This window comes from Streptomyces finlayi (genome assembly GCF_014216315.1).
Lineage (GTDB): Bacteria > Actinomycetota > Actinomycetes > Streptomycetales > Streptomycetaceae > Streptomyces > Streptomyces finlayi_A.
In genome coordinates, this window is the sequence record NZ_CP045702.1 from 4,918,212 (window position 1) to 4,944,186 (window position 25,975).

Genomic DNA, 25,975 nt, shown 5'->3' on the forward strand with positions numbered 1-25,975 from the left:
GCAACCCGGGGGTGCGGTCTGTCACTGATGCTGACTACAGTGATCTGTAAAGCTTCAGTCAGATGTACACGGGGGAGGGCACTGTGGCGAGCGACGCAGGGTCAGGAGCGGGACCGGCGCCGGGATGGCCGTTCGCGGGCATCTTCGATGTCGTACAGGACACAGTGGGTGACCTGTACACGGAGCTGCAGTCGTTCACGAAGTTCCGGGACCGCATCGACGAGCTCCTGCAGGACCTCAAGGCATCACCGGCCGACGCGAAGAAGGTGGGCGAGGACCGTGTCGCCCCAACCGAGTTCGGCGATGTGGCGTGGACCGAGGCCCAGGGGCTGTACGGATCGTACAAAACGGTCATCACCGAGCTGGAAAACCTCTCGAAGATGCTCTCGGACTCGATAGAGGGCATGGGTATCGCGGTTCTCGCGTCCCACAAGGGCTACGAGAACATGGACGAGGACATCCGCGCGCGCATGCGCGCTATCAGCGGCAGTACCGAGGAGCATTACGGCGGCGAGTACGTGCCGGATGAGCCTTCGGCGAAGTCGGCGGAGCCGACGCCGACGCCGCAGGAAACCTCCGCGGACTTCTGATGGCGACGTTCTGTGGCGGGGTAGGGGTACGGGCAGAGGTAGGGACGGGGGAACGGGATGCCTAGGACATCGTTCGAGGACATGTCGCACGAGCGGATGCTCAGGTGGCTCGACCAGACCAACAGCGGGGCTGTGCAGGGCGCGGCCGACCGCTTGTTGAGCGCGTCCACGGAAATCAAGAAGATCGCGGAGGACTTGAAGATCCGTCCGCAGATCGTGGAGTGGAAGGGCGAGGGCGCCAACGCGTTCCGAACCTGGACCGCGGACCTGGCCAACGCGACCTTGCGCCTCGCCGAGTACAGCGAGGGCGCGTCGAAGCGGCTGGCCGAGGCGTCCGACGCGATCGCCCTGGCCCAGATGGCGATTCCCCGCACGCACGCCGGCGCACAGGCGAACCTGGACGCGGCGCTCGCGGCGCGGAACGACCCGGATGCATCGGCGGTGGCCCGGACGTCGGCGGAGACGCTGATCGCCGGGAAGGAAGCGAACCGCCAAGAAGCTGCCCAGGTGATGAAGAGGCTCTCGGAGGCATACGAGCTGTCGAGCGACCGGATCACGGGCATGGACGTGCCCAAGTTCCCGCCGCCGCCGGAGGCGTTCGTGCCGAACGCGGATCAATACGACAGCACTGGCGGTGGAGACTACAGCCGTACGGGCGGAGCGATCGGCGGAACCGCCGGCGGTGTCGCGGGCGGTCCCGCGGCGTATGCGAGAGAAGCCGAATCGGCAGGTGGCGGCGTAGCGGTGACGCCCGGATTGGTGCAGTCGCCCTCTTCTTCAGGCACCATGCCGCGTTCCGTGGATATGGAGATCGACAGCGTAGCCACGCTGCCGGACGCTCCGGCCATTCCTTCGGCGACTCCGCCGAGCATGCCGGGCGGGGGGAAGGCCGATGGCGGTTTGCCGTCGGTGATCGGGGGCGCCCCGCCGATTGTCGCGCGTGGCCCCGGCCAGCCGCCCACGGCTGTTGGCGGAGGTAAGTCGACAGGTACTTCGCGCCTGCCCGTGTCCCCCGCGACCGGCAGGACTTCCGGCCCCGGGCCCATCGGCCGACCGTCCGGGCAGAGCGGAATCGTCGGTGGCCGCCCGGTCCCACAGTCGTCGGGCAGGCCGATGGTGGGACTTCCCCGCGGCACCGTGATCGGTGGCGAGGGAACCCATGGCGGCCGTGCACCCATGGGGCACGGCCCGGGCATGGGGGGTCCCACCGGTGGTCAGAACGGCATGATGGGCGGTCGCCGTCTGGCGGGTGAGACCGGCGGAATCGTGGGTGGCCGTCCGCAGCAGCAGGGGGCCACCAGCGGCCGTCCGTTCACGCCGGGAGGCAGTGGCCTGGTCAGGGGCGGGGGCTCGCCTCAGAGTGCTCGTGGCGCAGGTCCGGTGGGCCGTGGGGGAGCACTCAATCCTCAGCGTCCGGGGGACTCGCGCCGTGAGGCAAGGGGCGAGAGGCCGGACTACCTCACGGAGGATGAGGAGACCTGGCAACAGAACGGTCGCCGCATCGTGCCGCCGGTCGTCGACTGAGTACTAGGAACTAGTAAAGGAATCGCATGCGGATCAGCAGGAACGTCAACTGGGGAGCTGCTCGCCCAGGAACCGTGGCTTCGGTAGTTTTGGGGCTGCTGCTGATCGGGGCCGTACCTGCTCGTGCGGACTCGGTGCGTTCCGATCAGTGGCATCTCGACAGCATGCAGGCTGAGGAGATGTGGGAGACGAGTACCGGTGAGAACGTGACCGTTGCAGTCATCGACTCCGGCGTCGATCCCTCCAACCCGGACCTGCTCGGCCAGGTGCTCAAGGGGAAAGACCTGGCGCTCACTTCGCCTGGCGACGAACACGTCGACTACGACGGTCACGGAACCGGAATGGCAGGGCTGATCGCCGGTACAGGACAGTCGGGCGGGGGTGACGGCGCGTTCGGGCTTGCGCCGGGAGCCAAGATCCTTCCTATTCGTATGACGGACGACACCGGAAAGGTCAACGGGGCAACCGGAAGCAAGAATTTCAATGACGACCTCACGAAGGGTATTCGGTACGCCGCGGACAATGGCGCCAAGGTCATCAATGTCTCCTCTGGGGATTTGGTAGGTTCGCCACAGCTCGCCGATGCGGTGAAGTACGCCCTTCAGAAGGGATCGTTGATCTTCGCTGCTGTCGGAAATACTGCCGAGTCGGGAAATCCGATGCGGTATCCGGCAGGAACTCCCGGCGTGGTTGGCGTGGCATCCGTCGGTAGGGATGGCAAGAGAGCCGATTACTCGCAGTACGGGACTCAGGTCGATCTCGCCGCACCGGGTGTCGACATGGTCCAAGCCTGCGGTGGGAAAACGGGTCTATGTAAGACCACCGGCACCAGTGACGCCTCAGCTATCGCCTCTGCCTCCGCCGCACTCATCTGGTCCCAGCACCCCGACTGGACCAACAACCAGGTCCTGCGCGTCCTCCTGAACACGGCAGGCGGCCCGAACAACGGTGCCGAGCGCACCGACTACGTCGGACACGGCATCGTCCGCCCCCGCATCGCCCTGAAGACCCCGGGCGACCCCGGTCCCGCCGACGTCTACCCGCTCCCCGACCTCGCCGCAGCCGAGTCGGCGAAGCCGTCCGCAAAGCCGACGCCGACCAAGGGCGGCTCCGAGGCGGATGAGGACGAGACCCCGGCCGTCGCTGCCCCCGCCACCGACGACGAGAGCGGCAACGCAGCGCTCTGGATCGGCCTTGGTGTCGGAGCCGCTGCCCTGATCGGTGGTGCGGTAGCCGTCGCAGCCGCACGCTCCCGCCGCCGCACCGCCGCCCCCACCCCGCCCCCGTACCAGCAGGCGCCCCACCCGGCCTACGCCCCGCCCCACGGAACCCCCGGCGCCCGGCCCCCGTACGGCGGCCCGCCGTCCCAGGACCCCCGCGTCTGAGCGGAGTTGTGCAGGGGAAGTCGAGGCTTGCGGAGGCTGCGTAGCGTCCCACGCAACGCAGCCTCCGCAACCACTTACAACCGCCCCCAAGGGGTTCTGTCGGTCCGAGCAGGAGGCACTTGTCTGGTCTGCGGGCAGATCGAGAACACGAGCTTCGCGATCGACTCGATCCCCCGGCGGGCGTAGGGTGCGGCGGCGCGGGTGCCCTCGCATAAGTTGGCCGTCTCATCCGACGCACCGCGACGAGGATCAGCCCATGCCCAGCAGCACCAGGATCCGCCTGATCGAGCCCACCGACGCCGCTCCGATAGCCGCGCATCGGGTGCGGGACTTCGAGGCTTTCCGGCCGTGGGAACCGGCCCAGCCGGCCGACTTCTTCACCCCGGAGGGCCAGGCGGAGCGGATCGACGGCCTGCTGGCCGGATACCGGGCCGGCGCGGTCTGGCCGGGCGTGGTACTCGCCGACGACCAGGTGATCGGGCAGGTCACCGTCGGAGGCATCCTGCCGCAGCCGCACCTGCGCCGCGGCTCCGTCGGATACTGGATCGCCGGCGTCGCCCAGAATCAGGGGCACGCCGGGCACGCCGTCGGGCTTGTACTCCGGGTGATGACGGACGAACTCGGGTTGCACCGCGCCGAGGCGTCCACCAATCTGGAGAATCTGCCGTCGCAGCGGGTGTTGCGCCACAACGGGTTCAGTCCGTACGGCGTCGCGCACTCCTCGATCTTTCTCGACGGGAGCTGGCGGGACGGGCTGCTGTGGGAGCGGATCCTCAGCGACTAGCCTCGCCGCCGCCCGCCTCACCCGCGGTGGGCGCCGCCTCCGCCTGCGGATCTCGGCGACCTGGCCCTGGAGACACGAACTGGCCACGGCTTTCCACCGCCTCGCCCGCACTGCCCTGACCGGTTGGCTGACCCCCGCCCCCGCCCACCGTCGTGGAGCGTCGCGAGAGGGACGGCCGGATCAAGCTGCACCAGGCCGACGACCACCTCGCCTCCGGTGCGGCGGGTGGCGCGCTCTGGGGACATCGGGCTGCTGTTTCAGGCGCCGTCTCGGCGCGGCCATGGGCGCGCGGCCGCAGGTGGGGCCGTCACGGACACAGGGGCCGGCGAAGCCCGGTGCCGCCTTCCGGGTGCGTGCCCTACGGCTTGGCGGGGTGAGCGGAGAGCCATTCCGGGGCCAGCACCGACCAGATCTCGGTGTCCTGACGTACGCCCCGGTAGAGGTCGTTCTGCCGCTGTACGCCTTCGAGGGTCATCCCGAGCCGCTTGGCCACGTTGATGCTGGGCGTGTTCTCGGGGGACACCAGCCACTCCACCCGGTGCATTCCGCGTTCCCGGACCGCCCAGTCGATGATCACGCGAAGCGCACGGGTGATCAGGCCGCGCCCCGTCGCGTCCGGTTCCAGCCAGCAGCCTGCCTCGCAGGTGCCCGCGGCGGCGTCGAAGGCGGGCAGGAGGATGCCGCCGACGAGGAGTCCGTCGAGCCGGATGCCGTAGATCCGGCCGGTGTCCGCGGCGGTCTTGTCGGCGTGCTTCCGGAGCCAGTTCCGTGCGGAGTCGAGGTCGGGCACGACATCGGGGAGTCCCACGTGCTGACCGATGTAGGCCCGGCCGCGGTCCATGTGGGCGAGGAACTCCTCGGCCTGCCAGGGCTCCAGCGGCTGTAGCTCCGCTCCGTCACCCAGGGGTATCGCGAACACGCCCGTCCTCCTCAACTGCCGTGTACGTCCTTCGATCCTCGCACGCGGCCGGTGCCGGTCCCCGTGGCGCACTCCCCGGCGTGGAGTTGGCGAAACTGGGCGGTTAGCGTGGGCGTCATCGAGGGCGGAGACAATGACGCCGATGGAATCCGATACGCGAGTACGGGGGAATGCATGACGTTCGACGCAGAGTGGGCGGCACTTCGTGTGGAATCGACACAACGGGTTGATATGCGCCTGAATGGTGTCCCTGCGGAGCCCGGTGGTCCGTCTTCTGCCGACCTTGCGGTCAATCAGGACCACCTGGGCGCCATCGGGCACGAGGCGTACGAACTGCGGACCAGGGTCTCGAAGGACGGCGATCACGCCAGGCCCTCGACCTTCGACGCGGCCATCGCGCTCACCAACGGCAACTTCGAGAGCGGCTCGGGCCTTCTGAAGGTCCACGACCGTTGGAGTACCCACCTGAAGACGCTGCTCGACGCGTGCTCGCAGATTTCGAATCACCTTAATTACACGAAATCCGCCCATGCGAAGGATGACGTCCAGATCGGCGGCGACCTGATCTCGGTGTCCAAGCTCAACGAGTATCTGAAGTAATCCGCGGGGGAACAGGTCATGTTGAAGTACGAGGACATCGTCGACGCACCCGTCGGCAGACTGAAGACGGCCGCGGACGACTGGTCGGAGATGGTCACCAAGCTGGACCGGCTGGCCGAGGACGCCACCGACGGGATGAAGGCCAAGGCGGACAAGGCCGAGTGGGAAGGCGCCAACGCCGGCGTCACCAAGGCGTTCGTCGGCAAGACCGCCAAGGAGTTCAAGGACGCGGCGGCCGAGGCGAAGGGCGTCAAGCTCATCCTGGAGGACGCCCACACGGCCATCAAGAAGGCCAAGGACGATCTGGTGACCATCCGGGACGTCGACGGCCCGGCGGCGGGCATCCATGTCGACGCCAAGGGCAAGGTGACGACCCGCCATCCGCTGGAGAAGGACAACACGGCGCGGCACGACCCGGATTACAGCGAACTCCTGGCCAAGCAGCGTGCGTCCCTCGAAGCCTGGCAGAAGAAGATCGACCTGATCGTCGACAACTGCAACGACACGGATGTCGCATTCAAGAACGCCCTGGAAGCCAACGTCACCGAAGGCAAGGACTTCAGCGCACCGAAGTACCAGAACCTCGACCAGGAGGAAGCGGCCCGCGCGGCGCAGTTCGCCGCCAAGGGGCCTGCCCTCACGCACGCCGAACTCCAGGCGCTGAACGAGCTGCTGCGCGACAACTCCAAGTCCCAGGAGTTCTCGAAGAACTTCTATGAGAAGCTCGGGCCGGAGAAGGCCCTCACGTTCTTCGGCCAGATGGGAAGGGACACGCTCGATGAGAATGACTACGGCAAGGTCGACAAGGAACGCCTGAAGGACGTCCAGGAGCTGCAGCGCAATCTCGGTCTCAACCTGGCCACCGCCTCGCACGACAAGACGTTCACGGCCGAGTGGGGTCCAGAACTCCGAAAGCTCGGCACCGAGCAGATGCCGCTCACCCAGGGCGATTTCCGCACCAGTGCGTACGGTTATCAGCTGCTCGGTGGAATCATGCGCTACGGGAACTACGACGCGAAGTTCCTCAACCCGATTGCCGAGCATGTGGCGCAGCTGCACCAGAAGGATCCCTATCTCTTCGCCAACACCAAGCAGATCAACGGTCCGGTGGACAACCCGTTCAACCCGTCGGGGAAGGGCGGCGCCGGCTACGACCCGGCCACGGCCATGCTGGAAGCGCTCGGGAACAGTCCGGATGCCGCGAAGCGCTTCTTCACCGACGACCCGACCGCGTACAACGAGGATGGGACGGTGAACAAGGGGGCTTCGGCGGACCTCGGCAAGGACAAGGACGGCGAGGAGATCAAGAACTATCTCGACTTCTTCGGAAACGAGAAGTGGGAGACGTTCGGCGACAGCAACTCCACCGACCCGGACAAGCTGAAGCCGACGCTTCAGTACATGCCGGATGCACTGGGACGAGCCCTGGAGTCGGCGACCCTCGGCTACCCGGCCGGCCACCCGGACGCGGGCGTGGTCAGAGACGCGGACAACGCCAAGGTCATGCAAGACGTCATGGAGAAGTACGGCGCGGACGCGGGGCTTGTGAAGCACCAGGAGGGTCTGGCGGGCAGCCTCGGCGTCATGGGCGCTGGATACATCGATGACATCAACTGGGCGCTGGAGATGAACGACCAGAACAGTGTTTTCGCGCCGGGCAAGAACCCGGACGGACATCTCGACTTCTCTGACTCTCCGGACAGACACGGTCGGGACGTCGCGCGGCAGTTTCTGAGCGTCATGGGGCAGCATCCTGATGCGTACGCCACTCTCTCCGCAGCGGAGCAGGTCTACACCCGGAGCGTGCTTGAAGCCCAGGTGGGAGCCGATGGGATCGACACGGGCTCGGCCCGGTCGGCAGTGTTCGTGGGTGCCGAGGTGCAGGGCATGCTCGACCAGTCCCGGGCCGACCAGGTCCAGGCAGATCACATGAAGACGCACGAGGACTACGAAAAGGCCGTGGCCAAGCGGGCGGGCTGGGTGGAGTTCGGTGCGGTTGCCGGAGTCGCGGCGGGTGTTGCCTTCTTGCCGGCGACGGCTGCTGTGGGTACGGCCGCGGTGCTCATTCCGTTGGTCACCGACACGGCTAGTGGAGCTGCGGAGCAGGTCATCGGGCAGGTCGTCGGAGATATCTCGGACAACTCGGTGGAGAAGAGCAAGGAAAAGGCCGAAGACCTCACCGAGCAGGAATGGAACAGGATCTATCGTTCCGGCGAAGCGATGGCTGAGGCCCCGATGCGCGAGTTCCTGGCGGGTCATGCGAGCGCCGTCGACACGGGGTTCCGACAGGACATGAAGGAATCGATGACGACGGGTTACGGGAAAGGAAACGACCGCGAGAACCAACAGGGCACGGCACCGAATACCGACTGACGCAAGAGGAGCGGGTACGGGCGGATGAGGATCATGGGATGGGTGCGGGCACGGCGTCTGTTTGCCGTTGCCGGGCTGGTGCTGGTCTTGGGCGCCGGGGGTGTGGCGTGTGGTTCGGACGAGAAGGTGGAGGAGGCCCGGTTCGTCGGTGCCGGTGAGCTCTGTAATGGGCTGTTCGCCGGTCCGCTGGCGAAGAAGGTCGAGTCCGTAACGGGGGACACGGTGTTCTACAACCAGGGGACCAAGGGGCTGGACAATGTCGTCGACGCGCTGAAGCGCGGCTATGCGTCGGGGCGTAGCTGGGCAACCGGGGCCGAACTCTGCAGACTGGAACCGAGGGGTGGCGGGTCGCGAGAAAGAGGCGGGCTCAAGTTCTCCATGTACGCCCCACAGGACGTGGGTGACCTTCGTATGCCAGCCGGATCGGAGCTCTACACCATGGGCTTGCAGGCCGAAGTCGGGAAAGGAGGCGCATCGCTCTATGTCGAGTGTGTCAGCCCTCAGTTGAAGGGGTCGGAAGAGACCCCGTTGCGGATTCTGGGTGGTTTCGGGCGCGGGAAGAGCGACACACCGGACACGCGCGAGTTCCGCGATACCAACTTGGAGATCCTCCATGCTGCTTCGCTCGTCGTGGTGAACAAGCTCGAATGTGAGAACAACGCCGGTCTGACTGAGAAGCCCGTGCTGGAACCCCGCACGTGAGGTGAGGGATGAAGGGCCCCTCGAATTCGCCGGGATCCGAGGGCCCTTCGCGTAAGTACGGGCATGAGCGCCCTGGAGATCGTGACTGGATTCGAACCGGTGTCACTCGAGTTGCAGTCGAGCCTCTGAACCTCTCGGGCACACGGTCATGTGTGTTGTTTTCTTCCTTGCCCTGTCGACGTTATGGAGGCCGTACGCGGCGTCCAAGGGGCCCGGTCGGCCCGCAATCCGACTGCCACACACTGTTCATGAGGTATTGCGGGAACGGAAAAACTGCGGCCAGTGATCTGGATAAGGTCAAATGATGATGCTGTGCAAATCGAATCGGATGACCGTCATCGCCGTTCTGGTCATCGGCGGTCTTCTTTCGGGATGTTCCGGGGGCGAGGAACGCGCAGAATCCCCGGAACTGGGGCGGTGCAAGTCGTTGCTCGGCGCCGGGAACGTGGACGCGGCTGTCAAGACGACGGGCGGAAGCGATGTCGAGGTGAGCGGAACACCTCAGGCGGATGTGCTGGTGAACGGTCTCGTACGGGAGGCGAAGCGGTGGCAGAAGTCGGATCTGCTGCACAACTCCTACACGGGTTGCCGCATGGATGCGTTCGAGGGAGGCCAAATCATCGGCACCGTAGATGCATCGGTGAAGTGGTCCGTTCTCTCACTCGGGTTGCTGGACAGCCCGAAGAACAGTCGGACGTGGCGTCAGGTGAACGAATCGGTGTATGTGGCACCGGAACCTGGTCCGGCCCGAATGCAGTTGCTCGCGGCATGCGCGGTACCCGGAGCAACTGCGTCGCAGTCGTCCGATCTGCCGCTCCAGTTCGAGGTGTCGGGTGCGAGCCTCGGAGCGGAACTCCGGTGGGAGTTGCTGAGGGCGTTCGCTCAGTCGGTGACGGAGGAGATGGGGTGCGCGACGCCTCCCGTTATTCCCTCCGCACTGCCTGCGGCCACGTAACGTGGGATGTCTGACACCGGAGAGGCGCCTCCTGAGACGACGAATGAGGCAGACGCGCGAATGCCCCCACAGAGCTCTGCGGGGGAAGGGCGGTGTCAGCCGACGCAGGCAAGGCGCTGAAGGTGATCACCGGCTCCTCGCGGTTCGAAGCGACTGGCGAGCTGTCCACGGTCGCCCACGCGGCGAAGGAGCTGAGTGACCGGTATACGTCCTTCACCACCGGTGATGGAGACATCTGCCGCGGCTACACCCCCGTCTGCACGTCCGGCGACGAGCTCAGGATCACCTGGCAGGTGCCCGGCAGCGCACCGGTGGACGACCCGGCCCCGAAGTTCACCGTGCTGGAGATGGGGGGCGGGCCCTTACCGCGACGGGCGGCGCGTTCCTCCGGTTCACCAGCCGAAGCGGAAAACTGCCCGGCTCCGGGCCGGCCCACATCGACATGTCGATGGCACCCTCGCGGAGTGGGATCGGGCCGGCGACGGACGGGCCGACTGCTCCCACAAGCACCGCCGGCACGGCGTGAACGTGCGGGTCGTGACCGATCCGACGGGCCACACGCTGTGGATCTCGCCCTCGCTGCCCAGCCGTACCCACGACCTCACAGCGGCCCGCGGGCACCGGATCATCCGGCTCTGCGAACGCCAGGGCGTCCCCGTCCTGGCCGACCGGGCCTACCAGGGAGCCGGACCGTGGGTGACCACCGGACGCAAACGGCCTCCAGGCGGTGAACTGTCCCCGACCCAGCGCACGGTCAGCCGAGCACTGGCCCAGGCCCGGGCACCCGTTGAACGAGGGATGGCACGACTGCAATCCTGGCGCATCTTCCGCCGGTCCCGCGTGAGCCCAAACCGCATGACGTCAATCGCCGCAGCCGTCCTCACCCTGGAGAGACAACGCTGAAAACGGTCAAGGAATCCATGAGGATCGGATACGCGACGGGCAACGACCGTGAGAACCAGCAGGGCAGTGACCCGGAAGCCGGCTGACGCGGTGAGCGGCAACGAGACAGAGAGATGCTGATGTTGATCAAAGGTAGGCGTATCCCCGGCGGCCTCTCCGGTGTGGTCGTGGCTGCTTCTCTGCTCGTCGGCGCCGTCGGCTGCGGCGGAGGCGACGAGGGCGCGAAGGCGGCCGACGAGAAGCCCGTCGCCGCGGAGAAGCTGTGCGGTGGTGCCGTTTCCACCGAGGCGAGGAAGGCGCTGGAAGTCATCACAGGGTCGACCCGGTTCGAGAAGACGGACGAGACGTCCACCGTCGCCCATGCGGCGGAGGAGATGATCGGCGTCTTCTCGCCGCTCAGCAACGGCTCTTCCGGCGGGAACGGTGACGTATGCCGGATCTACACCCCGGCCGGAACGACAGGTGACGAACTCCGCGTCACCTGGCACCTGTCCCTCAGGGACCCGGGGAACGAGAAGCCCGCTCCGAAGTTCACGCCGCTGGACATGGGGGAGGGGGCGGGTGCCGCTCCGGACGAGGCGTTCGTCGGCCTCGCCTGCCGCGGCGAGAAGCTCCCCGGGTCGGCGCAGAATCCCGGCCATATCCGGATCGGTGTCCAGCGCATGGGAATGCCGAAGGAGGCCGAGGGCGACATCGAGGCGTTGACGCGTGCCTACGCGACCGTTACGCACTCGGTGTCGCTCGCCGTGGCGAAGCAGCTGGGCTGCGAAGGGGAGGCAGGGCTGGGCCCCAGGGCCTCATTCGAACCGGCGTAGCACCGGGGCGGGGAACGGAAAAGAGGCTCGGGACGCGGTTGAGGGCAGTGTGCCCTCGCGGCGTCCCGAGCCTCTTCTCAGCCCGTGCGGTGTGGAGACCATGACCGGATTCGAACCGGTGTAACTCGAGTTGCAGTCGAGCCCCTGAGCCTCTCGGGCACACGGTCATGTGTGTTTTCCTGCTTGCTCTGACGACGTTAGGGCGGCGGTGTGGGCCGTTCAAGGGGTCCGGCCGGTCCGCAATACGACTGCCATGCCCCGTTCATGGAGGACGCCAGGACCTACGACCAACGGACGAGACCGGACCCATATATAGACAGGGTTCAAACGCATCCATGCCCCTTACCCTTGGCTCATGACCGCCCTCGAACCGCGCGACGCCGATGCCTCGCCCTCCATCGAAGCCCTTCTCGGAACCCCCATCGGAATCACCGTCGCAGGCGAGAGCGAAAAGCAGCAGGAGCAGCAGCAGCAGGAGCAGGAAGCGAAGAGCGAGGGCGTCCTCGGGCGCACCCACCGCGCGCTCAGCATCGGCATCGTCTCCGTCGTGCTCCTCATCGCCTTCGAAGCCACCGCCGTCGGGACCGCGATGCCGGTCGCGGCGCGTGAGCTGCACGGCATCCCGCTGTACGCGTTCGCGTTCTCCGCGTACTTCACCACCAGCCTCTTCGCCATGGTGCTCTCGGGGCAGTGGGCCGACCGGCGCGGGCCGCTGGGGCCGCTCGCCGCCGGGATCAGTTCCTTCGCGGCCGGGCTGCTGCTCTCCGGGACCGCGAACAGCATGTGGATGTTCATCGCCGGACGGGCCGTCCAGGGGCTCGGCGGCGGGCTGGTCATCGTGGCGCTGTACGTGGTGATCGGCCGCGCGTACCCGGAGCGGATCAGGCCGGCGATCATGGCCGCCTTCGCCGCGAGCTGGGTGATCCCCTCCGTCGTCGGCCCGCTCGCCTCCGGCACCGTGACCGAGCACCTCGGCTGGCGGTGGGTCTTCGTCGGCATCCCCGTGCTGATCGTCTTCCCGCTGGCCCTCGCCCTGCCCGCGATCCGGCGGATGGCGGCGGGACCCGCCGACGGTTCGACGGGCGCGGAACCCTTCGACCGGCGGCGCATCCGGCTCGCGCTCGGGATCTCGGTGGGCGCGGGACTGCTCCAGTACGCGGGCCAGGAGCTGAACTGGTACGCCCTGCTCCCCGCCGCTGCCGGGGTCGTGCTGCTGGTGCCCGCCGTGCGTGGGCTGCTGCCTCCCGGCACCGTACGCGCGGCGCGCGGGCTGCCCGCGGTGGTGCTCCTGCGCGGGGTCGCAGCCGGTTCGTTCATCGCCGCCGAGTCCTTCGTGCCGCTGATGCTCGTGACGCAGCGTGGGCTGAGCCCGACGATGGCCGGTCTGTCCCTGGCCGTCGGCGGTGCGACGTGGGCGTTCGGCTCGTACGTGCAGTCGCGCCCTCGCCTGGAGGCGCACCGGGAGCCGCTCATGGTGGGTGGCATGGTGCTCGTCGCGCTGTCGATCGCGGCGGCGCCCACCGTGCTGATCGACGGTGTGCCGGTCTGGATCGTGGCCGTGGCCTGGGCCTTCGGGTGCTTCGGCATGGGCATGGTGATCGCGTCGACCAGCGTGCTGCTGCTGAAGCTGTCGGCACCGAAGGAGGCTGGGGCCAACTCGGCCGCCCTCCAGATCTCCGACGGTCTGTCCAACGTGCTGCTGCTCGCGGGCGGCGGGGCCGCGTTCGCGGCGCTGGGAGGCGGAGCGCTGGGGGCGGCTGCGCACGGGGCGGGGACCGGGGGCCTGGGCTCGCACCCGGGCGCGTTCGTGGCGGTGTTCCTGCCGATGGCGGGGGTGGCGCTGGCGGGGGCGTGGGTGGCGGCGCGGATACGGACCGGATAGCGGTACCACTCTGGCCCCACTGGCTGGTACCGTTTTGCTATGGCCATGAATCTGCGTCTTCGCGACGACCAGACCGAAGCACTCAAGCAGCGCGCCGAGCAGGAGGGCACGAGCATGCACGCGATACTCCTGCAGGCCGTGGACGACTACCTCGCCAGGACCGCCCAGCAGGCCATCGTCCGGAAGACCGCCAAGGAGCAGGCCGCCAAGTGGGGCGAGCTCATGGAGCGGCTCAAGTGACCTGCGTCTATCTGTCCGCCGAGGACATCCTCGTCATCGCCGAGCATGCCTGCGGCGACATGCAGATCGTGGTGCGCGACGCGGGCCTCCTGGAGTCGGCGGCGCACCGGCCGTCCGCGGCCATGTTCGGCGAAGAGGCGTACCCGGACGTGATCGACAAGGCCGCGGCGCTGCTGCAGTCGCTGGCGATCAATCACCCTCTGTTCGACGGCAACAAGCGCATGGCCTGGCTGTCCTGCGTGACGTTCCTGGCCATGAACGGAGTGGACCTGCGTCCCGACATCGACGCCGCGGAACGCCTGGTCATCGCCGTCGCGACGGGGGAGACGGACGAGGTGAAAGCCATCGCGCAAGGGCTTCGCGAGCTGGTCGTCACCGAGGTGTGACAGCCATCGCAATTCCTGACGCGGCGGCGTAGTTCAGGGACGTTCGCAGCCGGGCCCCCGGTAAGGTGGCCCGGTTGTCGTATCTCGTACGAGGTCGTACGAGGTCGTGCGAGACCCGCGGACAGCGCCACACGTACCCGAGAGACCCGAACCGGAGACCGTGACTACTACCGCCTCCCACCACCTCTCACCCGCCTTTCCCGGCCGCGCCCCCTGGGGCACGGCCGGCAAGCTGCGAGCCTGGCAGCAGGGCGCCATGGAGAGGTACATCCAGGAGCAGCCTCGCGACTTCCTCGCGGTCGCGACGCCCGGCGCGGGGAAGACCACCTTCGCGCTGACCCTCGCCTCGTGGCTGCTGCACCACCACGTCGTACAGCAGATCACCGTCGTCGCGCCGACCGAGCACCTCAAGAAGCAGTGGGCCGAGGCCGCGGCCCGGATAGGGATCAAGCTCGACCCCGAGTACAGCGCGGGCCCCGTGAGCAAGGAGTACCACGGGGTCGCCGTGACGTACGCGGGTGTCGGAGTCCGGCCGATGCTGCACCGTAACCGGTGCGAACAGCGCAAGACCCTCGTGATCCTCGACGAGATCCACCACGCCGGTGACTCCAAGTCCTGGGGCGAGGCGTGCCAGGAGGCGTTCGACCCGGCGACCCGGCGGCTCGCGCTCACCGGGACGCCCTTCCGGTCCGACACCAACCCGATCCCCTTCGTGGCGTACGAGGAGGGGAACGACGGAATCCGGCGCTCCTCCGCCGACTACACGTACGGCTACGGCAACGCCCTCGCCGACGGTGTCGTGCGCCCGGTCATCTTCCTCAGTTACAGCGGCAACATGCGCTGGCGCACCAAGGCCGGTGACGAGATCGCCGCCCGCCTCGGCGAGCCGATGACCAGGGACGCCATCGGGCAGGCGTGGCGCACCGCGCTCTCGCCCACCGGTGACTGGATCCCCAACGTGCTCTCCGCCGCCGACAAGCGGCTGACCGAGGTCCGCAAGGGCATCCCCGACGCGGGCGGGCTCGTCATCGCGACCGACCAGGAGTCGGCCCGTGAGTACGCCAAGATCCTCAAGAAGGTGACCGGCGAGAAGCCGACCGTCGTCCTCTCCGACGAGAAGGCGGCCTCGAAGAAGATCGACGCCTTCACCGACGACGGATCGCGGTGGATGGTCGCGGTCCGGATGGTGTCGGAGGGCGTCGACGTGCCGCGCCTCGCGGTCGGCGTGTACGCCACCACCATCTCGACACCGCTCTTCTTCGCGCAGGCCGTGGGCCGTTTCGTGCGTTCGCGGCGCCGCGGCGAGACCGCCTCAGTCTTCGTGCCGACCATCCCGATGCTCCTCGACTTCGCCAACGAGATGGAGGTCGAGCGGGACCACGTCCTCGACAAGCCCAAGAAGGCCGGGGAGGAGGAGAACCCGTTCGCCGAGGAGGACAAGCTCCTCTCCGACGCGGAGAAGCTGGAGGACGAGGAGACCGAGGAGCAGCTGCCCTTCGAGGCGCTGGAGTCCGACGCGGTCTTCGACCGGGTGCTGTACGACGGTGCCGAGTTCGGCATGCAGGCGCACCCGGGCAGTGAGGAGGAGCAGGACTACCTCGGAATCCCGGGGCTCCTCGAACCCGACCAGGTGCAGCTGCTGCTCCAGAAGCGGCAGACCCGGCAGATCGCGCACAGCCGCCAGAAGCCGGCCGCGGAGGCCGACCTGCTGGAGAAGCCCGCCGAGGCCCGGCCGGTCGTCACGCACAAGCAGCTGCTCGGGCTGCGGAAGTCGCTCAACACGATGGTGTCGGCGTACACGCATCAGAGCGGCAAGCCGCACGGCGTGATCCACACGGAGCTGCGCCGGGTGTGCGGCGGCCCGCCGAGCGCCGAGGCGACGGCCGGACAGATCCAGGACCGGATCAAGAAGGTCCAGGAGTGGGCCACCCGTATGACGTGAGCGGGCGCCGCCCTCTCCGCACCACCACCGCCGGCCCGGGCGAGGAGCACCGCTCCCGCCCGGGCCGAGTGCTCCCCCGACATGTTCCCGGGGGCTCCATGGAATATTTCTGGCCGATTGTTTACAGCACGTTAACGATGGTTCACATGTGGTGTACATGCCGTATACGGAGCGTGGCGGACGAGTCGCCCGACCAGGACGCGCGTAGATGTCCGGGTTCCGGACGGTGTCGCGCTGACCGGCGCTTATACCGGGCGGCCGTACGGAGGTTTCCGCGGGCGCCCGGATTCTGGACGAGGTCTTCCGCTGAGCGGACTCGCTCGCTACTGTCCCGGCCATACGAACGCCCCGTGGCAACGCCGCCGCGGAGCGCAGCCGGTGCCATGGCCTGCCGGCGGCCTCTCCGTGCGTCGCCGATGGGACCGGTGTCGCCACTGCCGCGAGAGAGCCGCCGTCACTCACCAAGAGGGAGAGGGCGTCGTGACCGCGGAGACATCCCAGACGCTCGACCGAGGACTGCGCGTCCTCAAGCTGCTCGCCGACACCGATCACGGCCTGACCGTCACCGAGTTGTCCAACAAACTCGGCGTCAATCGCACCGTGGTCTACCGTCTGCTCGCCACGCTGGAACAACACGCCCTGGTACGCCGCGATCTGGGCGGCCGGGCCAGGGTGGGCCTGGGCGTCCTGCGCCTGGGCCGTCAGGTGCACCCGCTCGTCCGGGAGGCCGCGCTGCCCGCGCTGCGTTCGCTGGCCGAGGACATAGGGGCCACCGCCCACCTCACGCTCGTCGACGGCACGGACGCGCTCGCCGTCGCGGTCGTCGAGCCGACCTGGACCGACTACCACGTGGCCTACCGCGCCGGCTTCCGGCACGCGCTCGACCGGGGCGCGGCGGGCCGGGCGATTCTCACCGCCCGGCAGCAGCCGACACCGGGCCACCCCGGCTACACCCTCACCCACGGCGAGCTCGAGGCCGGGGCGAGCGGGGCCGCCGCACCCCTCGTCGGGGTCTCGGGGGTGGAGGGCAGCGTCGGTGTGGTGATGCTCGCGGACGCCGTACCGGAACGGGTGGGTCCACGGGTGCTGGACGCCGCCCGGGAAGTAGCGGACGCCTTGCGGTGACAGGGACACCGGGCGGGTTCGGCCCCGAGCCCGCCCGGCGGCGTGGGGCCGGGCACGGCAGATAGATTGGGCGGGTGCTCTCTCGCCTCTCGCGCCCCCGCGCGCTCGCCCTCTGTGCGCTGCCCGTCCTCGCGGTGTTCGGTACGGCCGCCTTCGCGCCGCTCCCGTTCACCCTGGCCGAGCCGGGGCTGACCGCGGACGTCCTCGGGAAGGATCACGGAAAGCCGGTGATCACCATCGAGGGCGCACCCACGCGGACCACCGAGGGCGCACTCCGGATGACGACGATCGTCGCGACGGGGCCGACCGCCGCGGTCCGGGTCGGCGATGTGATCGACAGCTGGTTCAGGACGGACCGCGCGGTCATGCCCCGCGACTCCGTCTATCCGACCGGCGGCTCCGAGAAGGAGATCGAGCGGCACAACCTCCAAGACATGAAGGAGTCGCAGGACGTCGCCGTCGACGCGGCCCTGAAGTACCTCGGCAAGGACCCCGGCTCCCTCGACATCACCCTGAACCTCGCCGACGTGGGCGGCCCCAGCGCCGGGCTCTTCTTCTCGCTGGGAATCGTCGACAAACTGGTGGGCGACGGCTCCGGCGGCGATCTCACCGGCGGCCGCACCATCGCGGGTACCGGCACGATCGGCGCCGACGGCAAGGTCGGCGCCGTGGGCGGTGTCTCCTTGAAGACCCAGGCGGCCCGCCGTGACGGGGCCACGGTCTTCCTCGTGCCGAAGGCCGAGTGCACCCAGGCGCAGGCCGAGCTGCCCAGGGGCCTGCGGCTGATCCCCGTCACGACGCTGAGCGGCGCGGTGTCCTCTCTGCGGGCACTGGAGCGGGGGGACAAGGTCCCGAGCTGCTGACACCCTTCCCTGTGACGGGTCCGTGCTCCGGTTCCTCCATCGTGCGCCAGGCGGGGAAGACCAGCGGGCTCAGCGTGGCGAGGAAGTAGACCCCGCCCATCGCGAGCAGCGCGCCCGTCGCACCCGTGCTCTCCACCAGCAGCCCGGCCGCCAGACCGCCTACCGGCATGGCGAGTTCGCAGCCCGCGGTGAGCGCCCCGGACACCCGGCTGCGCAATTCCTCGGGGACGCGTTCGTACGTCATCGTGGTCAGGATCGGGTTCAGCATGCCGCCCGCGATCCCGCTCAGCGCCATCGTGACGGCCAGTGGCAGCGTCGTACCGGTGAACGCGGCGACCGCGAACCGGGGCGCGCCACACAGGATCACGCACACGGTGAACACCGTACGCCGGGAGAAGCGGTGCCCCACGGCCCCGTACAGCAGTGCTCCGGTGAGCCCGCCCGCCCCGAACAGTGCGGTGAGCAGGCCGAGGTCGGTGGCTCCGCCCAAGCGGCCCTCGGCGTGCACGGGGAGCAGAACGGCGTTCCAGCCCTGGTCGGTGCCGTTCATGAACATCACCATGACGACGACGGCGAGCAGGAGCCGGTTGCCCAGCAGGTAGGCGTATCCCTCGCGGAGTTCGGAGCGGTACGCGCGGAGCGTCACCGGCGCCTGGGCCTTGCGCGGTTCGGCCGCCGGGACCCCTCGTACGCCTGCCGCGACCAGCAGGGCGGACAGGACGAACGTCGCTGCGTCCAGGAGGAGCACGGTCTCGGCGCCGACGAGCGAGATCAGCACACCGGCCAGCGCGGCCCCGACCATCCGGGCGCCGCGCGAGACGGCGTCGAAGAGACTGGCGGCGCGGGCCAGCGTGGTGCCCGCGTGCTCGGCGAGGTCGGGGACGAGGACGTACCGGGCAGTGTTGCCCGGTGTGTGGACGAGGCCGTTGAGCGCCATCAGCGCACACAGCATCCAGAATTCGAGGGCCCCGGCGTGGTGCAGCAGCGGGATGGCAGCGATGGCCGTGCCGCAGACGGTGTCGGAGGCGACGGAGACCCGGCGGCGGCCGATCCGGTCGATGACGGGCCCGCCGATCAGCGCGGCGACGACGATCGGCAGCGTGGCGCAGAAGGCGACGACCCCGGCCCGGCCCGCGCTGCCGGTGGTCTCCAGGACGAACCAGGGAACGCCGATGAGCGTGAGCGAAGTCCCTGCGGTGGATATGGAGTTGGCCGCGAGCACAGCGGCCAGTGGGGTGCGGTGACTCATGGCGTTCCCCCTGGTCCTGGTCTATGCCGTACGAGGTGCGCGCACCGCCGCGGGAGCGGGGCGCTCCTGGGCGAGTCGCAGGCCGATCTCGACGAGTGCCCAGCCGAGCCGGGTGCGCAGACCGTGGGACGGGGCCCGTAACCGGGCTGCTTCGGCCTGTAGTTCAGCGGCGCGGCTGTTGTGGAGCAGGACGTGGATGTCCGGATGCATGACGGTCCTTTCATTCAGATGTGCGAGGGAAGGCGTGCAGATGGAACCGGACCTTGGCGGAACCCTCGGTGCCGGGAGCCACCTCCCGCTCCCGGTAACTGTTGATGAGTTCGTGCACCTTGGCGTCCAGTTCCATCGTGAGTTCCGGGGTGAGCCGAAGCGTCCAGTCGCTGAGGTCGTGGGCGTCGGCCCAGTCCGGCCAGTCGCCCAAGGTGCCGAGGAAGGTGCTGAGTTCCTGGGTGTGGATGGAGGCGACCTCGTGGGTGAAGAGGTTCGCGGCGCCCCGCACCGTCGGGTCGGAGTTGGCATGGAGCTCGGAGTTGAACCGGATGGACTCATGGGCCGCCTGCCACCAGCGCTCGCGGCCCTTGCCGTGCTCGGGGGCGTCCTCGACGAAGCCGTACGCGGCCAGTTGGCGGAGGTGGTAGCTGGTCGCCCCGCTGGACTCGCCCAGGACCGCGGCGAGTTGCGAGGCGGTGGCGGGGCCGTTGGCGCGCAGTCTGCTCAGCAGGCGTATACGCAAGGGGTGGGCCAGCCCTCGCAGGGTGCGGGGGTCGAGCTCGTGGACTCTGTCCTGCGGGATCTCCGGCATGAAACCACCGTAGAGTTGCAAAGGAAGTGTTGCAAGCAGTTTTTGCAACGACTTCTTTGCAGCGACTTCTTTGGAGCGACTTCTTTGGAGTCCGGCCGCCCCGTCACCCCTCCTTGATGAACCCCTCCTCGACCAGCCAGTCCTTCGCGACCTCGTGCGGGTCCTCCCCGTCCACGTCGACCTTCGCGTTGAGGACCTGGGCCACCTCCGTCGTCAGCTTCCTGCTGACCGGGTCCAGCAGGTCCGCGATCTCCGGATACTTCTCGAAGGTCGCCGTGTGGATGACCGGGGCCGCGTTGTAGTTGGGGAAGAAGCGCCTGTCGTCCTCCAGCACGTCCAGGTTCATCGCCTTGATCCGCCCGTCCGTGGTGAACACCTCACCGAGCAGGCAGGAGTTGGACTTCGACACCTGGGTGTAGATGATCCCGGCGTCCATCTTCTGGATGTCGGCCGCAGGGACCGACATCCCGTACGCCTTCGCCATGCCCGGCAGACCGTCGTCGCGCGAGGCGAACTCGTTCTCCACGCAGACCGTCACCGCGCCCGGGTTCCTCTTCGTCAGCTCTGCGACGTCCGAGAGCGTCCTCAGCTCGTACTTCGCGTTGTTCCTTTTGCTGATGGCCGGCGCGTACGTGTTGTTGAGCGTGGACTGCGGCAGCCACGTCACCCCGTTGCGGCGGCCCTGCTCGCGGACCGCCTCCCACTGCTCCAACGGGTCGACGACCGGCTTCGCGCGGCCGAGGTAGGTGATCCAGGCGGTGCCTGTGTACTCGTACATCGCGTCGGCGTCGCCCTGCACGATCGCCTCGCGCGCACTGATCGAGCCCGGCAGGTTCGTCCGGTCCAGGACCTCCGCGCCCGCCGCCTTGAAGACCAGGCCGATCATCTGGCCGAGAACGATGTTCTCGGTCAACTTGCCCCGGCCCTTCAGGGCCGGGTCAAGTTGACTCGGTGTCCTCCGCCGCCTGCTCGACCAGCGGGATGATGCGGAGCGGGACCGGGTTCTCCATGACGATCGCCGTGGAGGCCCGGACAATGCCATCAAATCCGACAACAAGGTCGATCACGCGCTGAAGATCCGCGTTCGAGCGGGCGACGAGCCGGCACAGCATGTCCCCGTGCCCGGTCGTGGTGTGCAACTCCAGCACCTCGGGAACGCGACCCAAATGGGCCCGCACATCCGCCCCTTGGCCCTGCTTGATCTCCAGCGTGGCGAAGGCGGTGACGGGGTAGCCGAGCGCGGCCGGGTCGACATCCGGGCCGAAACCCCGGATTACCCCGTTCGACTGAAGGCGGTCCAGCCGGGCCTGCACGGTCCCGCGCGCCACCCCGAGCCGCCGGGACGCTTCGAGCACTCCGATGCGGGGCTCCCGGGCCAGCAGCACGATGAGGCGCCCGTCCAGTCGGTCGATCGCCACGGTCCGCCTCCGGGAGTCCAGTATGTGATGGTCATCCTGTACGCATGGCCACCTGGCGCAGCGTACCGCCTGCACACATTGTCCAGTCGGATCGCGAACTGTTGCGCACCTTGCGAAGCGGCGAGAACCTTCGGGTATGACTGAGACTCTGCACACCACCCCCGACACCGCCCGGCAGGCCGACCCCTTCCCGGTCAAGGGAATGGACGCGGTCGTCTTCGCCGTGGGCAACGCCAAGCAGGCCGCGCACTACTACTCGACGGCATTCGGCATGAAGCTCGTCGCCTACTCCGGACCGGAGAACGGCACGCGCGAGTCCGCGAGTTACGTCCTGACCAACGGCGCCGCCCGTTTCGTCCTGACCTCGGTCATCAAGGCGTCCACCGACCACGGCCGCTTCCTGGAGGAGCACGTCGCCGAGCACGGTGACGGCGTCGTCGACCTGGCCATCGAGGTCCCGGACGCCCGTGCCGCGTACGCCTACGCGGTGGAGCACGGTGCCCAGGGCATCACCGAGCCGCACGAGGTCAAGGACGAGCACGGCACGGTCGTGCTGGCAGCCATCGCGACGTACGGCAGGACCCGCCACACCCTCGTCGAGCGCGGCGGTTACGACGGCCCGTACCTGCCCGGCTTCGCCGCCGCGTCCCCGATCGTCGAGCCGCCGGCCAAGCGCACCTTCCAGGCCATCGACCACTGCGTGGGCAACGTCGAGCTCGGCCGGATGAACGAGTGGGTGGCCTTCTACAACAAGGTCATGGGCTTCACGAACATGAAGGAGTTCGTGGGCGACGACATCGCCACCGAGTACTCCGCCCTCATGTCGAAGGTCGTCGCCGACGGCACGCTGAAGGTCAAGTTCCCGATCAACGAGCCGGCGATCGCGAAGAAGAAGTCGCAGATCGACGAGTACCTGGAGTTCTACGGCGGCGCGGGCGTCCAGCACATCGCGCTGGCCACGAACGACATCGTCGCCACGGTCCGCTCCATGCGCGCCGCGGGCGTCGCCTTCCTGGACACCCCGGACTCGTACTACGACACGCTCGGCGAGTGGGCCGGAGAGACCCGCGTCCCGGTCGAGACCCTGCGCGAGCTGAAGATCCTGGTCGACCGCGACGAGGACGGCTACCTGCTCCAGATCTTCACCAAGCCGGTCCAGGACCGTCCGACGGTCTTCTTCGAGATGATCGAGCGCCACGGCTCGATGGGCTTCGGCAAGGGCAACTTCAAGGCGCTGTTCGAGGCCATCGAGCGCGAGCAGGACAAGCGCGGCAACCTCTGACCCTTGGGCAGCCTCCCCTGAATTACCACCACTGCGAGGCCTCCCCGGCCGTGGCAGCGGAACGGGCCCCTCGGCGGGGGGCCCGTTCCGGCGTTCGTGCGCGGCCTCACTGCCCCGCTGACGGGCGGGCCGACGGGGCCGTCCGGGCCGGGGACGGGGTGGCCGTGGCGGAGGGGGTCTGCTCCTGCTTCCGGGAAGGGGCCGGAGACGGGGTGGCCGTCTTCGCAGGCGTCGAGGCCGATCGCGTCGGTTCCGGGGCCGGTTCCCGGGTCTGGACCGGGGGCGCGGAGGGCCGCATGTCCTTCGGACCGCCGTCCGCCGGTTCGCCGAGGGCGTTCAGGGCGTCCTGGGCGAGGGGCGCGGCCAGCGGGGAGAAGGACGGGTTGGTGCGCAGGGCCTCCCCCAGGTGGCGGCGGGCCGCGCCGTACTGGGCCAGTTCCCGTTCGATCACGCCCAGGTGGTACGCGTACGAGGCGTTCCTGACACCCGTCTCCAGTGCCTTGCGGGCGTACTCCAGGGCCTGCGCCGAGTCGCCCGACCGGTGCAGCGCCCAGCCCAGTGCGTCGGCCACCGCCGCGCTGCGGTGCCGGCGCGACCACTCCGAGCGCAGCAGCTCCACCGCCGTCGCCGGACTGCCGTGGTCCGTCTCCAGGCGGGCCAGGACCAGGGTCTCGTTCACCCCGGCGGTCTTCGCCCGCGTGAGCATCTCCCGCAGCTCCGTGTACTGGCTGAGGGCGTCGCCGTCGAAACCCAGGGACTCGTACAGCTCGCCCAGTTCGAGGACGTACTCCGGACGGGGGAGCTCCGCCACCGCCTTTTGGTAGGCGGCCAGCGCCTCGTCCGTACGGTCCAGGGCCACCAGCGCGCGCGCCCGGCCCGCGTGCGAGGCGTGGTGGCCGCTGTCGGTACGCAGGGCCGCGTCGAACTGGGCCACCGCCTCCTCCGCCTCACCCCGCTCCCAGGCCAGCTCGCCCAGCCGGTGCAGGGCCTCCGCCTTCTCGGCCAGGGTGGTCGCCCGGTCCGCGGCCTCCTGGGCGGTGGCGAGCGCGTCCTCGCGCCAGCCCCTGGCGCGGTACATCTCGGACGTCCGGGCCAGGGCCGGCGACCCCTTGCGGAGCTCACCGAACTTCTCCGTCGCCGCCCCGGCCGCCTTGTGGTCGCCCAGCCCGTTGTACGCGTCGATCAGGACCGCGTACGTCCGCCACGTCTTCGGCTCCCGGGCCCTGACCGTCTCACCCCACTTCTTCGCCGCGAGGAAGTCGTGCCGCGCGTTGGCGAGCGCCGCCATGCCCACCCACGCCTCCCCGTTCCCCCGCTCGCCCGGCCGCGCGGCCAGGGAGCGCTCGAAAGCCTGGTCCGCACGGGAGTAGTACGCCGTGTCCGCAGTGCGCCGCCCCCACTCCACGTACGCCGAACCGAGCACCGCCCACGCCGGAGCGTCCTTCGGATGCCGGGCCACCCACGTCTGCCGGTCCGCGATCAGAGCCGTCAGATCGGGGAGCGCGGCGGGGGAGCCCGCGGTCGTCGCCTGTTCGGCCCGCTCGACCGGACCGGGTACGCGAGGACCGGTGTCCCTCCGGTTCTCCGGCACCGCCACCACGGCCCCCGCCACGAGCACGGCGGCCGCAACCGCCCCGAACGCGGCCCGGCGCAGGGCCGTACGCAGGGTGGGGGGAGGAGGGGCGTCGGCCGTAGCGACTTCCGGCGGGAGGTCGTACGGGTCGGGCGGCTGACGGGATTCCGGGTCCTGCTGCGGCATGACATCCATACCGATCACTCTGCGTCAGTACGAAGAGCACACCGCGTCTTGTGAACGCTGCCGTAGACGGGTTCACACCATTGGCCCCGGGTGTCACGCTTAGATCATGGACGATCTTCTCGAACAGCTGCGTGCCGGTCTTCCCGCCGAGGCCCTGATCACCGACCCGGACGTCACCGCCTCGTACGCCCATGACATGGCGAGCTTCTGCGACGCGGGCGCGCCCGCCGTCGTCGTGCTCCCCCGCACGGTCGAGCACGTCCAGCACGTCATGCGCACGGCGACAGCCCTGCGCGTCCCGGTCGTCCCGCAGGGTGCGCGCACCGGCCTGTCGGGCGCGGCCAACGCCTCCGACGGCTGCATCGTGCTGTCCCTGGTGAAGATGGACCGGATCGTGGAGATCAGCCCGGTCGACCGGATCGCCGTCGTCGAGCCGGGCGTCATCAACGCGGTCCTGTCGCGCGCCGTGAACGAACACGGTCTGTACTATCCGCCGGACCCCTCCAGCTGGGAGACGTGCACCATCGGGGGGAACATCGGCACCGCCTCCGGCGGACTCTGCTGCGTGAAGTACGGGGTCACCGCCGAGTACGTCCTCGGACTGGACGTCGTCCTCGCCGACGGACGCCTGCTCACCACCGGCCGCCGCACCGCCAAGGGCGTCGCCGGATACGACCTCACCCGGCTCTTCGTCGGCTCCGAGGGCAGCCTCGGGATCGTCGTCAAGGCCGTCCTCGCACTGAAGCCGCAGCCACCGCAGCAGCTCGTCCTCGCCGCGGAGTTCCCCTCCGCGGCAGCCGCCTGCGACGCCGTCTGCCGGATCATGGAGCGCGGCCACACTCCGTCACTCCTCGAACTGATGGACCGTACGACGGTCCGCGCCGTGAACGCGATGGCCGGCATGGGCCTCCCCGAGACCACCGAGGCGCTGCTCCTCTGCGCCTTCGACACCCCGGACCCGGCCGCCGATCTCACCGCCGTGGAGGAGCTGTGCACCGCCGCGGGAGCCACCGAAGTCGTCCCCGCCGAGGACGCCGCCGAATCGGAAATGCTGCTCCAGGCCCGCCGGCTGTCACTCACCGCCCTGGAGACCGTCAAGTCCGCCACGATGATCGACGACGTGTGCGTACCGCGCTCGAAGCTCGCCGCGATGCTCGACGGGACCGCCGCCATCGCGGAGAAGTTCGGCCTGGTCATCGGCGTCTGCGCCCACGCCGGTGACGGCAACACCCACCCCGTCGTCTGCTTCGACCACACCGACGCAGACGAGTCCCGCCGGGCCCGTGAGTCCTTCGACGAGATCATGGCCCTCGGTCTCGAACTGGGTGGCACCATCACCGGCGAGCACGGCGTCGGCGTACTGAAGAAGGAGTGGCTCGCCCGGGAACTGGGTGACGTCGGCATCGAGATGCAGCGCGGCATCAAGGCCGCGTTCGACCCGCTGGGACTCCTCAACCCGGGCAAGCTCTTCTGACGT

General features: G+C 68.7%; 24 protein-coding genes, 1 tRNA gene and 1 pseudogene. 18 read left to right on the forward strand and 8 right to left on the reverse strand.

Going from position 1 to position 25,975, the window contains the following annotated elements; genetic code table 11:
• Positions 1 to 83 precede the first annotated feature (83 nt).
• From F0344_RS22625 to F0344_RS22640, 4 genes are all read left to right on the forward strand, one after another.
• Positions 84 to 590, forward strand: coding sequence for a hypothetical protein (locus F0344_RS22625; protein ID WP_258050052.1), 507 nt, complete (start codon positions 84 to 86; stop codon positions 588 to 590).
• Between the two features lie 57 nt (positions 591 to 647).
• Entirely contained in the window at positions 648 to 2,114 is a 1,467-nt protein-coding gene (locus F0344_RS22630; RefSeq protein ID WP_185300541.1) for a WXG100 family type VII secretion target, read from the forward strand.
• Between the two features lie 26 nt (positions 2,115 to 2,140).
• Positions 2,141 to 3,499 (forward strand): type VII secretion-associated serine protease mycosin, encoded by a 1,359-nt coding sequence (gene mycP / locus F0344_RS22635; protein WP_185300542.1) that lies wholly within the window; start codon positions 2,141 to 2,143, stop codon positions 3,497 to 3,499.
• A 256-nt stretch (positions 3,500 to 3,755) separates the two neighbouring features.
• Entirely contained in the window at positions 3,756 to 4,283 is a 528-nt protein-coding gene (locus F0344_RS22640; protein WP_185300543.1) for a GNAT family N-acetyltransferase, read from the forward strand.
• 358 nt (positions 4,284 to 4,641) lie between these two features.
• On the opposite strand, the gene F0344_RS22645 is transcribed toward F0344_RS22640, so the two are convergent.
• On the reverse strand, positions 4,642 to 5,202 hold the full coding sequence (locus F0344_RS22645) for a GNAT family N-acetyltransferase (protein WP_185300544.1): 561 nt from the start codon (positions 5,200 to 5,202) through the stop codon (positions 4,642 to 4,644).
• 174 nt (positions 5,203 to 5,376) lie between these two features.
• Between F0344_RS22645 and F0344_RS22650 the strand changes: the two genes are divergently transcribed.
• The 6 genes and pseudogenes from F0344_RS22650 (at position 5,377) to F0344_RS22675 (ending at position 11,550) form a co-directional block, all read left to right on the forward strand.
• Complete coding sequence (locus tag F0344_RS22650) at positions 5,377 to 5,802, forward strand: hypothetical protein (RefSeq protein WP_185300545.1); 426 nt, start codon at positions 5,377 to 5,379, stop codon at positions 5,800 to 5,802.
• An 18-nt stretch (positions 5,803 to 5,820) separates the two neighbouring features.
• Positions 5,821 to 8,175, forward strand: coding sequence for a hypothetical protein (locus tag F0344_RS22655; protein WP_185300546.1), 2,355 nt, complete (start codon positions 5,821 to 5,823; stop codon positions 8,173 to 8,175).
• 24 nt (positions 8,176 to 8,199) lie between these two features.
• Positions 8,200 to 8,877: a hypothetical protein gene (locus F0344_RS22660; RefSeq protein ID WP_258050054.1), complete on the forward strand. Its 678-nt coding sequence runs from the start codon at positions 8,200 to 8,202 to the stop codon at positions 8,875 to 8,877.
• A gap of 328 nt (positions 8,878 to 9,205) precedes the next feature.
• On the forward strand, positions 9,206 to 9,832 hold the full coding sequence (locus F0344_RS22665; RefSeq protein ID WP_185300547.1) for a hypothetical protein: 627 nt from the start codon (positions 9,206 to 9,208) through the stop codon (positions 9,830 to 9,832).
• Between the two features lie 444 nt (positions 9,833 to 10,276).
• A pseudogene (locus F0344_RS22670) lies at positions 10,277 to 10,735 on the forward strand (transposase family protein); the annotation flags it as partial.
• Positions 10,736 to 10,902: 167 nt separating this feature from the next.
• Positions 10,903 to 11,550, forward strand: a complete 648-nt coding sequence (locus F0344_RS22675) for a hypothetical protein (RefSeq protein WP_308460984.1) — start codon at positions 10,903 to 10,905, stop codon at positions 11,548 to 11,550.
• Positions 11,551 to 11,642: 92 nt separating this feature from the next.
• Here F0344_RS22675 and F0344_RS22680 read toward each other — a convergent pair.
• Positions 11,643 to 11,717: transfer RNA gene (locus tag F0344_RS22680), tRNA-Cys, on the reverse strand.
• Between the two features lie 188 nt (positions 11,718 to 11,905).
• On the opposite strand from F0344_RS22680, the gene F0344_RS22685 reads away from it, so the two are divergent.
• The 6 genes from F0344_RS22685 to F0344_RS22710 all read left to right on the forward strand — a co-directional run bounded on the left by F0344_RS22685 (position 11,906) and on the right by F0344_RS22710 (position 17,988).
• Positions 11,906 to 13,432, forward strand: a complete 1,527-nt coding sequence (locus F0344_RS22685) for an MFS transporter (protein ID WP_185300549.1) — start codon at positions 11,906 to 11,908, stop codon at positions 13,430 to 13,432.
• Between the two features lie 39 nt (positions 13,433 to 13,471).
• Positions 13,472 to 13,672: a ribbon-helix-helix protein, CopG family gene (locus F0344_RS22690; protein ID WP_073738190.1), complete on the forward strand. Its 201-nt coding sequence runs from the start codon at positions 13,472 to 13,474 to the stop codon at positions 13,670 to 13,672.
• Positions 13,669 to 14,058 (forward strand): type II toxin-antitoxin system death-on-curing family toxin, encoded by a 390-nt coding sequence (locus F0344_RS22695; RefSeq protein ID WP_185300550.1) that lies wholly within the window; start codon positions 13,669 to 13,671, stop codon positions 14,056 to 14,058. The genes F0344_RS22690 and F0344_RS22695 overlap by 4 nt, the downstream gene beginning before the upstream one ends.
• A gap of 160 nt (positions 14,059 to 14,218) precedes the next feature.
• Positions 14,219 to 16,000 carry a DEAD/DEAH box helicase gene (locus tag F0344_RS22700; RefSeq protein WP_185300551.1) on the forward strand — a complete coding sequence of 594 codons (1,782 nt, stop codon included), beginning with the start codon at positions 14,219 to 14,221 and terminating at the stop codon, positions 15,998 to 16,000.
• A 480-nt stretch (positions 16,001 to 16,480) separates the two neighbouring features.
• Positions 16,481 to 17,125, forward strand: a complete 645-nt coding sequence (locus F0344_RS22705; protein ID WP_185300552.1) for an IclR family transcriptional regulator — start codon at positions 16,481 to 16,483, stop codon at positions 17,123 to 17,125.
• Between the two features lie 74 nt (positions 17,126 to 17,199).
• Positions 17,200 to 17,988, forward strand: coding sequence for a S16 family serine protease (locus F0344_RS22710; RefSeq protein WP_185300553.1), 789 nt, complete (start codon positions 17,200 to 17,202; stop codon positions 17,986 to 17,988).
• On the opposite strand, the gene F0344_RS22715 is transcribed toward F0344_RS22710, so the two are convergent.
• From F0344_RS22715 to F0344_RS22735, 5 genes are all read right to left on the reverse strand, one after another.
• A complete protein-coding gene (locus F0344_RS22715) occupies positions 17,918 to 19,237 on the reverse strand; it encodes an MFS transporter (protein ID WP_185300554.1) in 1,320 nt (439 codons plus the stop codon). The two genes, F0344_RS22710 and F0344_RS22715, sit on opposite strands and share 71 nt — an antisense overlap.
• A gap of 21 nt (positions 19,238 to 19,258) precedes the next feature.
• Positions 19,259 to 19,447 (reverse strand): hypothetical protein, encoded by a 189-nt coding sequence (locus tag F0344_RS22720; protein ID WP_185300555.1) that lies wholly within the window; start codon positions 19,445 to 19,447, stop codon positions 19,259 to 19,261.
• Between the two features lie 10 nt (positions 19,448 to 19,457).
• Positions 19,458 to 20,039 (reverse strand): winged helix-turn-helix domain-containing protein, encoded by a 582-nt coding sequence (locus F0344_RS22725; protein ID WP_185300556.1) that lies wholly within the window; start codon positions 20,037 to 20,039, stop codon positions 19,458 to 19,460.
• A gap of 103 nt (positions 20,040 to 20,142) precedes the next feature.
• Complete coding sequence (locus tag F0344_RS22730; protein ID WP_258050055.1) at positions 20,143 to 20,952, reverse strand: glycine betaine ABC transporter substrate-binding protein; 810 nt, start codon at positions 20,950 to 20,952, stop codon at positions 20,143 to 20,145.
• A gap of 25 nt (positions 20,953 to 20,977) precedes the next feature.
• Positions 20,978 to 21,457, reverse strand: coding sequence for an Lrp/AsnC family transcriptional regulator (locus tag F0344_RS22735; protein WP_185300557.1), 480 nt, complete (start codon positions 21,455 to 21,457; stop codon positions 20,978 to 20,980).
• A 136-nt stretch (positions 21,458 to 21,593) separates the two neighbouring features.
• On the opposite strand from F0344_RS22735, the gene hppD reads away from it, so the two are divergent.
• A complete protein-coding gene (hppD, locus tag F0344_RS22740) occupies positions 21,594 to 22,739 on the forward strand; it encodes a 4-hydroxyphenylpyruvate dioxygenase (protein WP_185300558.1) in 1,146 nt (381 codons plus the stop codon).
• A 106-nt stretch (positions 22,740 to 22,845) separates the two neighbouring features.
• Here hppD and F0344_RS22745 read toward each other — a convergent pair whose 3' ends face one another.
• Positions 22,846 to 24,507 carry a tetratricopeptide repeat protein gene (locus F0344_RS22745; protein ID WP_185300559.1) on the reverse strand — a complete coding sequence of 554 codons (1,662 nt, stop codon included), beginning with the start codon at positions 24,505 to 24,507 and terminating at the stop codon, positions 22,846 to 22,848.
• A gap of 97 nt (positions 24,508 to 24,604) precedes the next feature.
• Here F0344_RS22745 and F0344_RS22750 point away from each other — a divergent pair, with 97 nt between their 5' ends.
• Positions 24,605 to 25,972 (forward strand): FAD-binding oxidoreductase, encoded by a 1,368-nt coding sequence (locus F0344_RS22750; protein WP_185300560.1) that lies wholly within the window; start codon positions 24,605 to 24,607, stop codon positions 25,970 to 25,972.
• Positions 25,973 to 25,975 lie beyond the last annotated feature (3 nt).